Genomic DNA, 13405 nt, shown 5'->3' with positions numbered 1-13405 from the left:
GGCCCCCCAGCCGGTCGTGCAGTCGTGCGATCTCCACGGTAGCGGAGCGGTCGCCGCCGCCCGGGATCTACGGGTCGAGCTGGTCGGCGGGCAGCGTGAAGACCTGCCCGCACGCCTCGAGTCCGTTGGCGTAGCCCTCCGCGAACCAGCGCTGCCGCTGCTCGCTCGAGCCGTGCGTCCAGCTCTCCGGGTTCACGAAGCCGGACTGCTCCTGGATGTGGTCGTCACCGACCGCGAACGCCGCGTTGAGGGCGTCGACGCGCTGCTCCTCGGTCGACGGCTGCAGGTACGGCACCCCGTTCGGATCCGTGCTCTTCGACATCTGTCCGATCCACGCCCCCGCGTAGCAGTCGGCCTGCAGCTCGGTGCGCACCCCGTTGCTGCCAGGACCCGTGCCGTTGTTCGGGTACTGGTCCATGACCCCGGTGATGTACTGGATGTGGTGGCCCCACTCGTGGCCGACGATGTAGAGCTGCGCGAGGTTGCCGGCGGTCGCCCCGAACTGCTGCTGCATGAGCTGGAAGAACGTGGGGTCGATGTAGACCGTCTCGTCGCCCGGGCAGAAGAACGGACCGACGGCGTTCGACGCGGTGCCGCAGGCCGTGGGGGTCGAGCCGTCGACGACGATGAGCTGCGGGGCACGGTACCCCTCGACGTGGTCCTCCCAGAACGCATCGAGCGCGAGCTGCGATCCGGCCATGCGGCAGTCGACGTCGGCGTTGGCGTCGGCCCCCGTGTCGCAGTTCTCGATCACCGACCCCTCGGCGGGACCGCCGCCGCCGCTCGGTGCCCCTCCGCCGACGAGTCCGGACAGGTCGATCCCCAGCAGCGGACCGGCGATGAGGGCGAGCAGGCCGAGGACGCCGATACCGGTGCCACCGGCGATCGCAGCCGTGCGTCCGCGACGGCGCGTGGTGTTGCCGGAGAGGTCGGCATCGGGATTGAACGTCATGCGTCGAGGGTACTCCGCGCACCCCCGCGCCGACGGTCGTAGGCTCGGGTCATGACCACGACGATCACCATCACGGGCGCGGGCGGACAGATCGGCTACGCGCTGCTGTTCCGCATCGCGGCGGGCGACCTCCTCGGTCCCGACGAGCGGGTGCGGCTGCGGCTCCTGGAGATCCCGCAGGGCCTCGGCGCTGCGGAGGGAGCCGCCCTCGAACTGCAGGACGGCGCGTTCGACCTGCTCGAGCACGTGGAGGTGACGGACGACGCGGCGGTCGGGTTCGACGGCTGCGACCTCGCGCTGCTCGTCGGCGCGCGCCCCCGCGGCCCCGGCATGGAGCGCGGCGACCTGCTGGCGGCGAACGGCGGCATCTTCGGCCCGCAGGGAGCGGCCATCGCCGCGAACGCCTCGCCGGACGTGCGGGTCACGGTCGTGGGCAACCCCGCCAACACCAACGCGCTGATCGCCGCGGCGGCCGCGGACGGGGTACCGGCCGAACGCTTCACGGCGCTCACCCGGCTCGACGAGAACCGGGCGAGGGCGCAGCTCGCACAGACCCTCGGCACGCCCGTGCGCACGGTGCGGCGCGTGCCGATCTGGGGCAACCACTCGGCCACGCAGTTCCCCGACGTGTCGCACGCGACGGTCGGCGGGGAGCCGGTGCAGGAGGCGCTGGCGCAGATCGTCGGGGACGTGCCGACCTGGCTGGAGCAGACGTTCATCCCGCGGGTCGCGAAGCGCGGTGCGGAGATCATCGAGGTGCGCGGCTCCTCCTCCGTGGCCTCCGCGGCGAGCGCGACCATCGACCACGTGCGCGACTGGGTGCGCGGCACCGACGACTGGACCTCCGCCGCGGTGGTGTCGCACGGCGAGTACGGCGTGCCGGAGGGGCTCGTGTCGTCGTTCCCCGTGCGGTCGGTCGACGGCGAATGGCGGATCGTCGAGGGTCTGGAGCTGAGCGACTGGGCGCGGCGCCGGATCGACGCCTCGGTCGCCGAGCTGCAGGAGGAGCGCGAGGCGGTGCGGGCGCTCGGCCTGCTCTGACGGCCCTGGGGCGCATGGGGAGTTCTGCCCATCGCCGCGTTCGTGCCGCCCCGGTAGATTTGCTGCGGACGGGACACCGTCGAGGAGGGGCGACGACATGGCACAGTGGGACGATCTGCATCCGGGGCGCGGGGTCACGAGCGCGGTGAACGACGCGGCGACGCGCGTGAGCAACCGCAGCACCGGGACCGAGACGGTGCGCTCGGCGTTGGCGAACGCCGCGACGAGCACCACGGACGAGGTGTGGGCGGGTGACGCCGGTGCGGCCTTCCGGACCTCGCTCACCAAGCCGCAGAACCTGTGCACCGAGCTGACCACCGAGTTCGCGGCCGTGCAGTCGGCGCTCACGGCCTACGCCGCCGAGGTCGACCGCATCCGCGCCGCGACCGCCGCCGCCCACCAGGCGTATGCGAACGGCTATGCGACGTGGAAGGCCGCCGAGGCCGAGGAGAGCCCGTTCCCGCTCTCGACCTACACGTTCAACGCCCCCAGCCCCACGCTGCAGCCGGGCCTGTGGGTGCCGAGCGGCACCACCGCGGGCCTCGCCGACATGCGGCAGGCCGCGAACCAGCTCAAGGCCCTCGCCACGCAGCGCGAGACCGCCGACAGCACGCTGGTGGCCGCCCTCGCCCCGCCGGCCTCTCCGCGCTGGGACGCCATGCAGTCGGCGCTGAGCTTCGCGGGCATCGACGACATCGACGACCTGAACTACGACAACCTCGGCGACGCGTTCGCGAACGTGGCGGACGAGATCGCCGAGGGCGACATCACCGACGAGAACCTGCAGGCGATGCAGGACTTCTTCGACGTGTGGGGCGACGACACGTTCGTCATGTCGCAGTTCTTCCTGGAGGTCGGCGGCGAGAACACCGTCTCCATGATCGACAACCTCGGCGACGCCGTCATGGTGGACGGCCTTGCCGGTGCGACGGCGCTCGCCCTGGCGACGTCGATCCGCGGCGGCCTGTCGACCGGATCCCAGATCTGGATGGAGTCGACGTCGAAGGACTTCGCCGAGAGCATGCTCACCGGCGCCTCGTCGAGCGTCGGCGGCGCGGTCGCCGCGATCGGCTTCCTGTTCTCCGACGAGAAGAACCACCCGCTCGGGGTGAACCTCACGGTGGCGATGGCCGACGAGATCGATCGCATCGAGCGCGACCCCGCCAGCATGCTCTACGGGGGCTGGACCGACTTCTCCCCGAACGCGGGCGGCCGCACCCTGGCGTTCCTGGAGGGCGAGCAGACCGGACTCGACGGCAACCGCGTCGACGATCTGGCCGGGCGCATCTTCTCGACCCTCGGCACCTACCCCGACGCGGCCCTCGACTGGCTCACCTCCACCGAGAACGACCCGTTCGGCGACGGCGACCTCGGCGACGGCCGCATCGAGTACTGGTTCGGTGAGCGCGACTGGAGCGCGAACTCGTCCGGCGACGGCTTCGAAGGGCCCGGAGCTCTGTGGGCCGGCGCGCAGCAGGCCGCGGGAGGCCCGGCCGATGCGACCCACACGTACAACCCCGAGACGTGGCAGCGCGTGGCGGAACTCACCACCCAGGTCGTGCGCGAGCTCACCGGCAACGAATCGTTCCTGCCGGAGAACCTCACGAGCATCGGCCAGGTGCGCGTCGCCGAGGGCATCTCGGTCGCGATGCCCTACTTCTCCGAGGCCATCAGCGAGAGCGACCCGGCCGCGGGAACCCGTCCGTACTTCGAGAACCTGCTGATCGGGACGGACGACCCGCGCGCGATCCCCGATGTCACGCAGGCGCAGCTCGCGCAGCTTCTCGGCACGGCCGCCTGGAGCGACGGGGAGACGCCGTCCGCCGGTGCCGCGGTCATCGCCCAGTCGGTGCAGCAGTACCAGGACGCGCTCATCGCGATCGCCGACCTGGCGCCCGCCGACAGCGCCTTCAAGGCCGACGCCCTGGAGCGTGTCGTGGAGCTGCAGGGCTGGCTCGACGGCTCCCCGGCGGGAGCCGCCCTCGGCGAGGCGACCCGTCACGACGAAGCGGTCCAGGCCGCGATCGACGGAGTGGGCACCGTGGTCGGCCTGATCCCGATCCCGGCCGTGGGCGACGTCCTCGTGGCCGGCGGGAGCGTGGTGATCGATGTGGCGCAGAGCGCCGTGATCGGCGGCGTCTCCGACTGGGGCTCCGGACAGGCGACGGCGGCGTGGGCGAACTCGCACGAGGCGCTGCTGGAGGCTCAGGCCGACGCGGCGAACGGCCGCGAGATCGCGACCATGGAGACCATCGAGCAGATGCTCGTGGACCTGGGAATGACCGAGGGCCTCTCGGCGGGGCAGGTCGACGACCTCGCCCGCGAGATGTTCGCCGACTACCAGCGCGGTGTCGAGGCCAACACCTCGTGGGCGGAGGGCACCTGATGCGGCGATCCGGCGGCTGGGCGCTCATCCTGATCGGCGGGATCGCGCTCGTCGGCTGCACGCCCGCCGCCGCTGCGCGCGCCGTCTCCGCGGAGCCGTCGGCGCCCTCCGGCGACCCCCGACCCGACCCCACCGAGACCTACTCCCCCGACGATGTGAAGGTGCCGTGATGACCGATCTCCAGTTCGACTCCGAAGCCGTCGGCGCGACCGGCGGCACGCTGCAGAGCACCGCATGGGCCATGAGCCTCGACGTGGACCTCGCACTCGGCGCGTGCGGCAGCTCCGCCGTCTCCGCGGCCGCCGACACCTGGGCGATGTGGGCCAAGGGCACGCTGCTGCAGCTGCAGAGCATGACCGCCGGTGCGGGCGTGGTCGCCCGCGATGCCGCGACCGCGTTCGAGACGCAGGAGGCCGAGATCACCAGTGCCGCGAACGGCGGAACCCCGTAACCTGCGGGGCGCGTTCGCTCAGCGCCAGCGGATCGCCTGATCCGCGTCACCGCCGCTGGAGGTCCACAGCTCCTGCAGTCCGGTCTTCCACTCGTCCGCGACACCCGCCGACTCGGCGCTCGCCGTGAGCTCCACGACCTGGTCGTCGTTCCGCGTCACCTTCAGCTCGACGCTGCTCACGGGAGCATCGGCGGCGGTGACGCCGTCCCAGCCGGCGAGGGACGCGAGGAACGCCGCCTGCTGGTCGAACCCGTCCGCGGCGATCGCGCCGAGGCCCCAGTCACCGGTCCACGAGCTCTCACCCTGTCCGTAGAACCAGACGGCGACGGAGGTGTAGTCCTCGGCGTCGTCCTGCGCGAGCACGAGATCGCGCACGCCCTGCAGCACCTCCGCGGAGTCGTCCTCGGACAGCCCCGGTTCGGTCGCGACCACGACCTCGACGCTGTCCACGCGCGCGGTGTCCACGCCGTCGATGCCCTCCAGTTCGGCCGCGAGGTCGCCGCGCCGCTCGTCCTCCGATGGGGCGCATCCGGCCAGCAGGAGGAGCGAGGCGGACGCGAGAAGGACAGCGGTGAGGCGACGCATGACCCCTATTCTGGTCGGGCTCCCGCCACGGGTGCAAAACCGGACGCCCGGCGGGCGCCCGCAGGGCACAGATCGGGTCGCGGACAGGGCACAATGGAGGACGGAGGTGCGCGATGAGCGAGACGATCGAACCCACGACGGCGGCATCCGTCGACGAGGCCCTGACGAGCCCGCTGCATCTGCCGCACGCGGCCGCCGAGTGCCCCAAGTGCTTCACCGAGCTGCAGGCGAACCGCAACTTCTGGCTCGCCCGGCCCGATGGCTCCCGCCTGGTCGGCCTCGTCGTCTCCCGCGACGACATGCCCTCGGTCGTGGAGCAGCGCGCCGACCTCACCCGCTTCGGCGTGCCCATCGAGGGCTTCCGCCATCCGGCCCCGGACATCCTGGAGAGCTGGAGCGACCGGATCGCCCGTCTCATCGGCACCCTGCACGCCGGTGACGTGCTGGTCGTCGCGACGATCGCCGCGCTCGGCCGCGACAGCGAGGAGGGCGCCCGCACGGTCGCCGAGCTGCGCCGCCACGGCATCATCGTGAAGGTGCTCAACCACAACGCCCGGCATCTGGCCGACGCGGCCGCGGCCCTCCGCTGAGCAGACCTCGACCCCTGGACGTCCGGACGTCCAGGGGTCGAACTCTGCGCGGTGCGGGCCGCCGACGCGGTCAGGAACTCGTGCTCACCGCTGCGCGACCGAAACGCGACGAGCGTTCAGCGCCACCACGACGAGAACAGGCTGTTGCCCCACGAGGAGACCTGCTGCGGCGAGTATCCCGAGTTCTGCACGCTGGGCGCTCCGGCCCAGGAGTTGCCCTGCAGCACGTTCTGCACGACGTCGTTCGACGCCCACCAGTTCGACGATCCGTTGGGCTGACCCCACCCGTCGCCGTAGGAGCTGCCGTAGCCGTAGCCGCCGTCGTACCCCTGGCCCCAGCTGTACGTGTTGCCGGAGCCGAAGTCGTAGCCTCCGTAGCCGTCATCGGCCGAGGCGGGAGCCGCGAACGCGATCCCGCAGGCGACCGCGACGGCTCCCGACGCCACCGCCAGCTTTCCCCAGCGCGCGAACCGCCGTCCCTTGTCGTTGCTCTTCATCGTCGTCTCCATGATCTCTTCCTTTCCCGCTGCGGGCAGGATGAAGCCTCGAAACGATGATGCTTTCCGAAACGCCAGCCCCCCGTCAGCGTGTTTCGGAAGTCACGGTATGCACGGGTCATGCGCATGGCAATATGCCGACGCGGGTGACGCGGAGCGTGCCGCATCCGTCCTCGTGCGGGGTCGGGGACAGCGCCCGGAGACGCAGAAGAGGGGATGCCGGATCGGCATCCCCTCTTCTCGCTGAGGCGTTACTGGCGGATCTGCGCCGCGAGCTGCTCGTCGGTCGACTGCAGCGACTGGGCCGCCACGTCGAGGAAGCGGGCCATGCCCTCGATGCCCGCGATGGTCGCGGTGGCACCCTGGTTGAACTGCGCGTACGAGGCGTCGAACGCACCCGAGGCGGACGTGGTCACGAAGCCGCCCGAGACGAGCTGCGACACGTAGGCGCGCAGGTTCTTGAGCTGGGTCTCGATGTCCTGCTGGCCCGTGCGGAGACGGCCAGCAGCGTCCTTCATGTCGGCGTAGCTGACTTTGAGGTTCGTCATTGGTGTTACCTTCCGGTCGCCCCGGCCGGTGCCGGAGGTGTTCTTGTTCTTCGAGAGTAACGAAGGGCACCCGCCACGCAAATGGGGAGAAGTCCCCATCAGCTCCCCGGCGGTCGCCCACCCGCGCCGGGACCACCCTGCGGGGCGCCGCCGGCGCTCGGCGTCGTCGTGGTGTCGACGCCCACCATGAGCGATGCGCGGTAACCGGTGCCGGTGTCGCCGGCGATGCTCGCGAGCTGCAGCGCACCGCCGTCATCGCCGAACACCATGTCGGCGTCGAGCGAGGTCTGCGCGAGGTTCCCGGCCGAGCCGTCGTAGGCCGGCAGCGCGTACACGGCCGTGCACGCGGCTTCGGGCAGCGCCAGCTGCGAGGTCGCGATGGCAGCCGTCGAGTCGGTGATCGCGGAGACGTCGGGGTACACCTCGAAATGGATGTGCGGCCACCGTCCCGAGTAGCAGCCGGGGAAGATCGACGTGAAGGAGACACGGCCGTCCGCATCCGCGACCTGCACGCCGCGGAGGTAGGTCACGTCTTCCAGGCCCGAGGAGTACATCGAGTACTCCCCCTGCGCCGTGCAGTGCCACGCGTACACGGCGACCCCGGCGAAGGGCACCCCGCCGTTCGCGAGGTCGAGCACCGTGAGCTCGAACGTCAGCGGCACCCCCTCGGCCGTCGCGCCCCCGTCGATGCTCGAGCGGATGTCGCGCCGGACGATCCCGGACTCCTCCAGCACGTCGGGGCCGTTCGAGCCGTCGCCCGGATAGGGGCCGGCCGTCTCGTCGGGGATCTCGCCGTCCACGCCCGTCGTCGCGGTGCCGTCGCTCCCCGCGTCGGCGGTGGGTGCGGCGGTCGTGCCGGCTCCGGACGACAGCGGCGCGCAGGCCGCGAGCGCGGCGGACGCGGCCCCCAGTCCCACCAGCCCGAGCACGCCGCGCCGGCTGAACAGCGTGCCCAGGTCGAACGCGGCCCCCTGATCGACGACCTCTTCCTCGGTACGCGGCAGCAGTCGCCCCTCGTAGGCGGGGCCCCGCGGTGTCGGCGTGGGTTCGGGACTCGGGCTCATGGCGGCTCCTTCGGGGGCGTCGGGAGTCCCCATGGTGCCCGCCCCGATGATCAGGAGCCTCTGGCGGGGCTATGGCTTTCGTATGGGCGGCGAAGGGCCGCCGGTCAGACGGTCTCGGGGATCACGAGCGGGAACTGCACCCGCACGATCTTGCCGCGCTGCGCCAGCACCGCCCGGCCGACCGGGAACTCGCCGCGGCCGATGCGGGGCAGCGGCGCCTTGAGCACGAGCTCGCCGTCGATCGTCTCCGGCTGAAGCACCACACCGCGCCGCGCCTGCTTGATCTCGCCGAGCAGCCCGAAGTTACTGGTCCACTCGCTCGTGTCGCCCGTGAACAGCAGCAGCAGCTCGCCGCGCGTCGCGCGCTTGACCAGGTCGGACAGCGGCATCTCGAGCAGCGACGACGCGAACTCCGCGACGCCCTCCACCGCCACGACCGGCTTCAGGCCCTGCTCGGCCTTCTCCACGATCTCGGCCACGGCCGCGGTGCCGCTGATGCCGTCCGCCGCCGTCGCGGTCCACGACACCGCGTGGCGCGCCGGGGAGCGGGTCGACCCGAGGAACAGCGTCGGCGTGCCCGGTCGCGCCCGCAGCACCTGCTGCGTGATCGCGGCCAGCGCGTTGCTCTTGCCGCTCGCGGGCGGACCGGCGATCACGAACGTGCCGGTCGGCTCGATGCCGAACGGACCGAGGTCGCTGTCCGCCAGACCCACCACGAGCTGGTCGCCGACGGTCGCCGGCACCTCCTCCAGCCCGTAGCTGAGCGGCAGCGCACGCACCGGCGGCGCGTCGGGCACGCCGCGGCGCGACATCGACGCGGCCATCCGCTCGATCGCCAGCGACTGCTCCTTCATGCTGCGCGTACCGCCGATGATCGCGATCTGCGCCTCGTTCTCGCCCACGATCGCGCGCCCCGGCACCGATTCCGGCGTGAGCACGTCCTTGGGCACGTTGAGGATGTTGTACGCGTCGGTGTCGGCCATGCGCAGCACCACGCGGCGCTGGATCATCGCGTTCAGCGCGCTCGGGATGCTCTGGAACCGGTCGGCCGAGAGCACCACGTGGATGCCGACCGCACGGCCGTCGGACAGCACCTCCTGCAGCGCGTTGTACGTGTCGGTGCGGCCGATCACGGCCTCGTAGTCGTTGCGGAACGCCGCGAACCCGTCGATCAGCACCACGATGCGCGGCTCATCGCTCTTGCCCGACAGCTGCCGGTACTCGGTGAGGGTCGCCGCGCCCACCGCCGAATACGCGTCGCCGCGGCGGTCGAGCTCCTGACGCAGCGTCGCGAACAGCCGGGCGACCCGCTCGGCGTCGTCGCCCGAGATGACCGAACCCACGTGGGGCAGGGGCTCCAGCATGCGCAGCGCGCCCGAGCCGAAGTCGAGACCGTACACGTGCACGGGTCCGCCGCGCGGCGTGATGCCCGCCGACACCGCGAGCGTCCGCAGGGCCGCGGACTTGCCGGAGCCGCTGGTGCCGTAGATGACCATGTGGCCCTCGGTGTCGGGCAGGAAGTGGAACGGCACCTGCTCCTGACGCTCGGGCTCGTCGATCACGCCGAGCAGCAGGGCCGCATCGGTGCGCTGCGGCAGCTTGAGCTGGTCGAACGTCGGCGCCAGCTCGTCGAGCCACGGACGCCGCGGCTGCGCGACCTGCGCGGCCTGCGCCGCGAGCACCATCGTGCTCACCAGACGCTGCTGGTCGTTCGGGCCGAGGTCGTCGTCGACCACCACCGCGTTCTCGTCGATCGGCAGCTCCCACGGGCCCTGGTCCGTCGAGCCGAACGCGGCGATGGAGACGTCGGTGCCGTCGTCCTCCCCCAGGCTCCAGCCGCCCGAGTACGCCGACTGGAACAGCGTCATGCGACCGGGACCCGTCTTCGCGATGCCGCGGCCGGGCGTGCCCGGATCGAACAGCGCCGCGTCCTTCGTGCCGATCACGTCGTTGCTGTCGGTCTCGTCGGCCATGCGCAGCGCGACCCGGAGGTTCGTGTTCGCCCGCAGGTTGTCCTTGATGACACCGGCCGGACGCTGCGTGGCCATGATGAGGTGGATGCCGAGGGAGCGCCCGCGCTGGGCGATGTCGATCACGCCGTCGACGAACTCCGGCACCTCCTTCGCCAGCGCCGCGAACTCGTCGATCACGAGCACCAGGGCGGGCGGGGCCTGCGGGTCGCCCGCGCGCTCCAGCTCCAGGATGTCCTTCGCCTTCTTGCGGTTGAACAGGTGCTCCCGGTAGTGCAGCTCGGCGCGGAGGCTGACCAGCACGCGGCGCACCAGGTGCTCGTTCAGGTCGGTCACGATGCCCACGCAGTGCGGCAGGCTCACGCAATCCGCGAACGCCGAGCCGCCCTTGTAGTCCACGAAGAGGAACGTCAGGCGCTCCGGGCTGTACTCGGTCGCCATGCCGAGCACCCACGCCTGCAGGAACTCGCTCTTGCCGGAACCGGTGGTCCCGCCCACGAGCGCGTGCGGGCCCTGCTGCCGGAGGTCGAGCTGCAGGGCGCCCTCCGCTCCGGCGCCGACCAGGGCGCGCAGCTTCGGCTGGTACCGGCGCGCGGAGCCGACCTTGCGCCGGGAGTGCAGCGAGTCGTTCTGCGTCCACCGGTCGATCACGCTCTCCGGCTGCGTGGCCATGTCCCGGCCGAGCAGGTGCAGCATCGAGATCGTGCGCGGCACGTCGCTGCGGTCCAGGGCGACCTCGCCCGCGTCGGTCAGCCGCGCCAGAGCGCGCGCGAACACCGCGAACTGCTCCCGCGTGAGCTCGTCGACGGACAGGTCGTCGATCACCTCGCCGAGCCGGACGAAGTGGGCGCTGTCGGTCGACCCGAGCTCGACGAACGTGCGGCACGACGCGGGCAGGGCGGCCGCGTCCTCCGTGAGCCAGACCGGGAAGATGCCGCGGGTGGCCGCACGCTCGGACAGCTGGATCAGGCGGCCGCGGTCGACCGGGGCGTCCGGCGCGATCAGCACGACGATCGCGGGCTTGGGCACCGCGTCATGACGGCTGCGGGAGTCCTCGCCGACCTTCGAGCCGCTGTTCGTCGCGGCCTTCTCGGCCTCCAGCGCCCCGAGCTCCACCGCGTCGCCGCTGCGGGTCGAGCGCTGCGCGATCAGCTCCTCCAGGCGCGCGACGATCTGCCCAGCGGAGGTGGGACCGTCGCCGATCGGCTGCACACCCAGCACGGCCTGCGCCGACCACGCGTGCGGCAGCCACTTCGCATCGGCCAGCTGAGCGCCCCAGCGCGGACCCCACAGGCCCACCACCCCGACATCGGCGGGTGCGTGCAGCCCCGCGAGCTGCGCGAGCAGGGCCCTGGCGTATCCGGTCGAGCGGCCGCCGAGGCCCGCGATGCCGAGCGCGCCGACGTCGGTCAGGTCCTCCAGGATCGGCACCTGCGGCACGATCCTCGTCGCCTCGACGACCGCGTCCAGGCGGTCGACGTACTCCGGGATCGCGCGGTCGCGGCCGTTGGAGTCCTTCACCGAGCTGCGCGAGGCGGTGTCGCCGATCCCGAGTCGCACGTGCAGGAACGACCAGTGCTCGGTGCGGCGCGTCCACACCAGCGGACCGGCGGTGAGCGCGGCGTCGCTGATCTCGCGCAGCAGCGGCACCTCGCGGCGGCGCACGTCGATCTCCCGGTCGCGCTCGCTCTGCAGCCGCGCGTCCAGGCGCTCCAGCTGCTCCTCGAAGCGCTTCTTGTCCTCTTCCAGCTCACGCTTCTGCTGGTTCTTCGTGGTGAGCCACGTGCCGATCATCAGCAGCGGCGACAGCGCCACGAACATGATCGACAGCAGGTTCTGCGTGAACGCGTACATCGCGCCGCCCATGAGCAGCGGGGCGACGAGCGTCAGCAGCGGGAACGGCTGCTTGCGGGCGGGCACGGGGAGGTCGGTGCCGTCGAGCTCCTCGCCCAGGTACCGCTCCTCGACGCGCGGCGAGCGCACGAACTCGACCTGGCGGATGGAGGCCTCCGCGGGCGACGGCGTCGTGGCACCCGCCTCGACCTTGACGCGCACGGGGGTGTCGCCCAGCACGACCGACAGCTCGCCCTCCGCCGCCACCAGGCGCACGACCGAGGCGCCGTCGACGAGGATGCCGTTCGCGGAGTTCAGGTCGATCAGCTCGACGCGGTCGCCGATCTCCAGTCGCGCGTGCTTCTTCGACACCAGCGGATCATCGATCACCACGTCGCACGACTCGTCGCGACCGAGCACGATCGTGCCGCGGGTCAGCGCGATCGAGCGCGCACCCGGGCCCGCACCGACCTCCATGCGGCCGACCACAGGACGCTGCTCGTACGACGCGGGGACCACACGGACCGTGGCGCCGTGCGCCAGCCCGACGTGCGCGAACGTGGACTCCGGCGCGAGCAGGTCGCCCGCCCCCGACACCACCGAGCTGTACGCCTCCAGGGTCACGGCGGCCGGGTCGGCGTGCGCGAAGGAGCCCAGCGGATCGGCGCGCACGATCATCGCGGCGATCTCGCCGATCGTCGCCGTGCTCTCCGCCGTGACCTCGATGTCGCTGGATGCCGCGCCCTGACGCAGCAGGGTCAGCCGTACCTTCACTCGTTGTCTCCCTCTGCCTCGCTCGGCTGCGGGGCGTCCAGCAGCGGGAGGTCGTCCTTCGTGACGAGACGCGACGCGATCACGTGCTCCACCAGACGCGCACGGCGGTTGGTCGCGAAGCTGCGCTGACCGCCGCGCATGCCGGGCACGCCGACGCGGTCGAACTTGTCGCACACGTTGTCGAGCTTGCGGTTGAACCGCGTGACCGTCCACCCGAGCCGCTCGGCCGCCTTGGCCGACGACGGGATCTCGCTCATGCCCGTGCCGTCGCGACGCAGCTGCGGCTCGGCGAGCGCCAGGATCAGCAGCTTCTGGCTCAGCGTGAGCGGCACGTCGCCGATCGTGGACATGCCGTCGTCGTCGTAGTCGCGCTTGGTGGCACGGAACGCGGGCTCCGCGGCGTGCAGCACCAGCTCGTACGTGGTCGGTCCCGCGCTGAAGACCACCGTGGTGGTCTCGAACACGAGCGGCAGCCGCGCCCCCGGCGCGAGCCACGCCTGCACACCGCCGGCCGAGTCGGTGACGGTGGCGGTGAGGCGGGTGCCGATGTTCGTCAGCCACCACAGGCCGTCGCCCTCGCTGATCTCCAGGAAGTGCCGGTGCAGGAACAGGTTGTCGTCGAGGGCCAGGTCGCCCTCGCGCCCGACCACGAACCGGTTCCCGTGGTCGATCGGGTAGTACTCGCCCGCGAACTCGACCGTGACCCCCGCCACG

General features: G+C 71.7%; 12 protein-coding genes. 5 read left to right on the top strand and 7 right to left on the bottom strand.

Annotated elements, in window-relative coordinates:
• Positions 1–67: 67 nt before the first annotated feature.
• Positions 68–952, bottom strand: a complete 885-nt coding sequence (locus ACFWCH_RS08170) for a neutral zinc metallopeptidase (protein WP_136029324.1) — start codon at positions 950–952, stop codon at positions 68–70.
• A gap of 51 nt (positions 953–1003) precedes the next feature.
• Here ACFWCH_RS08170 and ACFWCH_RS08165 point away from each other — a divergent pair, with 51 nt between their 5' ends.
• From ACFWCH_RS08165 to ACFWCH_RS08150, 4 genes are all read left to right on the top strand, one after another.
• Positions 1004–1993 (top strand): malate dehydrogenase, encoded by a 990-nt coding sequence (locus ACFWCH_RS08165; protein ID WP_136037099.1) that lies wholly within the window; start codon positions 1004–1006, stop codon positions 1991–1993.
• 97 nt (positions 1994–2090) lie between these two features.
• Positions 2091–4379, top strand: a complete 2289-nt coding sequence (locus tag ACFWCH_RS08160) for a hypothetical protein (RefSeq protein ID WP_136029320.1) — start codon at positions 2091–2093, stop codon at positions 4377–4379.
• A complete protein-coding gene (locus tag ACFWCH_RS08155; protein WP_378803323.1) occupies positions 4379–4549 on the top strand; it encodes a hypothetical protein in 171 nt (56 codons plus the stop codon). The genes ACFWCH_RS08160 and ACFWCH_RS08155 overlap by 1 nt, the downstream gene beginning before the upstream one ends.
• Positions 4549–4830, top strand: a complete 282-nt coding sequence (locus ACFWCH_RS08150) for a hypothetical protein (protein WP_136029318.1) — start codon at positions 4549–4551, stop codon at positions 4828–4830. The genes ACFWCH_RS08155 and ACFWCH_RS08150 overlap by 1 nt, the downstream gene beginning before the upstream one ends.
• Before the next feature lie 18 nt (positions 4831–4848).
• Here ACFWCH_RS08150 and ACFWCH_RS08145 read toward each other — a convergent pair whose 3' ends face one another.
• Positions 4849–5415 (bottom strand): hypothetical protein, encoded by a 567-nt coding sequence (locus ACFWCH_RS08145; RefSeq protein ID WP_136029316.1) that lies wholly within the window; start codon positions 5413–5415, stop codon positions 4849–4851.
• A gap of 113 nt (positions 5416–5528) precedes the next feature.
• Between ACFWCH_RS08145 and ACFWCH_RS08140 the strand changes: the two genes are divergently transcribed.
• Positions 5529–6005: a recombinase family protein gene (locus ACFWCH_RS08140; RefSeq protein WP_136029314.1), complete on the top strand. Its 477-nt coding sequence runs from the start codon at positions 5529–5531 to the stop codon at positions 6003–6005.
• Positions 6006–6121: 116 nt separating this feature from the next.
• Here the strand turns inward: ACFWCH_RS08140 and ACFWCH_RS08135 are convergent, their stop codons facing one another.
• From ACFWCH_RS08135 to ACFWCH_RS08115, 5 genes are all read right to left on the bottom strand, one after another.
• The gene (locus ACFWCH_RS08135; RefSeq protein WP_136037097.1) at positions 6122–6514 is read right to left on the bottom strand and encodes a hypothetical protein; all 393 of its coding nucleotides are present in this window, start codon (positions 6512–6514) and stop codon (positions 6122–6124) included.
• 239 nt (positions 6515–6753) lie between these two features.
• Positions 6754–7050 (bottom strand): WXG100 family type VII secretion target, encoded by a 297-nt coding sequence (locus tag ACFWCH_RS08130; RefSeq protein WP_017204355.1) that lies wholly within the window; start codon positions 7048–7050, stop codon positions 6754–6756.
• 98 nt (positions 7051–7148) lie between these two features.
• Positions 7149–8114 (bottom strand): intradiol ring-cleavage dioxygenase, encoded by a 966-nt coding sequence (locus tag ACFWCH_RS08125; protein ID WP_136037096.1) that lies wholly within the window; start codon positions 8112–8114, stop codon positions 7149–7151.
• A 104-nt stretch (positions 8115–8218) separates the two neighbouring features.
• Positions 8219–12691 carry an FtsK/SpoIIIE domain-containing protein gene (locus tag ACFWCH_RS08120; RefSeq protein ID WP_378803322.1) on the bottom strand — a complete coding sequence of 1491 codons (4473 nt, stop codon included), beginning with the start codon at positions 12689–12691 and terminating at the stop codon, positions 8219–8221.
• Positions 12688–13404, bottom strand: coding sequence for a hypothetical protein (locus ACFWCH_RS08115; protein WP_372490605.1), 717 nt, complete (start codon positions 13402–13404; stop codon positions 12688–12690). Before ACFWCH_RS08115 ends, ACFWCH_RS08120 begins: the two co-directional genes overlap by 4 nt.
• Position 13405: the final 1 nt, after the last annotated feature.

It is taken from the genome of Microbacterium sp. NPDC060132, from assembly GCF_042729675.1.
In the GTDB taxonomy this organism is placed as follows: Bacteria; Actinomycetota; Actinomycetes; order Actinomycetales; family Microbacteriaceae; genus Microbacterium; species Microbacterium sufflavum.
Note: the sequence above shows the minus strand (reverse complement) of the source record. Positions and strands in the feature narration are given on the sequence as shown.

What these genes read in the sequence shown, in the direction of transcription:
- ACFWCH_RS08170 (WP_136029324.1), bottom strand. Translation starts at nt 952, where the DNA reads ATGACGTTCAATCCCGATGCCGACCTCTCCGGCAACACCACGCGCCGT.
- ACFWCH_RS08165 (WP_136037099.1), top strand. Translation starts at nt 1,004, where the DNA reads ATGACCACGACGATCACCATCACGGGCGCGGGCGGACAGATCGGCTAC.
- ACFWCH_RS08160 (WP_136029320.1), top strand. Translation starts at nt 2,091, where the DNA reads ATGGCACAGTGGGACGATCTGCATCCGGGGCGCGGGGTCACGAGCGCG.
- ACFWCH_RS08155 (WP_378803323.1), top strand. Translation starts at nt 4,379, where the DNA reads ATGCGGCGATCCGGCGGCTGGGCGCTCATCCTGATCGGCGGGATCGCG.
- ACFWCH_RS08150 (WP_136029318.1), top strand. Translation starts at nt 4,549, where the DNA reads ATGACCGATCTCCAGTTCGACTCCGAAGCCGTCGGCGCGACCGGCGGC.
- ACFWCH_RS08145 (WP_136029316.1), bottom strand. Translation starts at nt 5,415, where the DNA reads ATGCGTCGCCTCACCGCTGTCCTTCTCGCGTCCGCCTCGCTCCTCCTG.
- ACFWCH_RS08140 (WP_136029314.1), top strand. Translation starts at nt 5,529, where the DNA reads ATGAGCGAGACGATCGAACCCACGACGGCGGCATCCGTCGACGAGGCC.
- ACFWCH_RS08135 (WP_136037097.1), bottom strand. Translation starts at nt 6,514, where the DNA reads ATGGAGACGACGATGAAGAGCAACGACAAGGGACGGCGGTTCGCGCGC.
- ACFWCH_RS08130 (WP_017204355.1), bottom strand. Translation starts at nt 7,050, where the DNA reads ATGACGAACCTCAAAGTCAGCTACGCCGACATGAAGGACGCTGCTGGC.
- ACFWCH_RS08125 (WP_136037096.1), bottom strand. Translation starts at nt 8,114, where the DNA reads ATGAGCCCGAGTCCCGAACCCACGCCGACACCGCGGGGCCCCGCCTAC.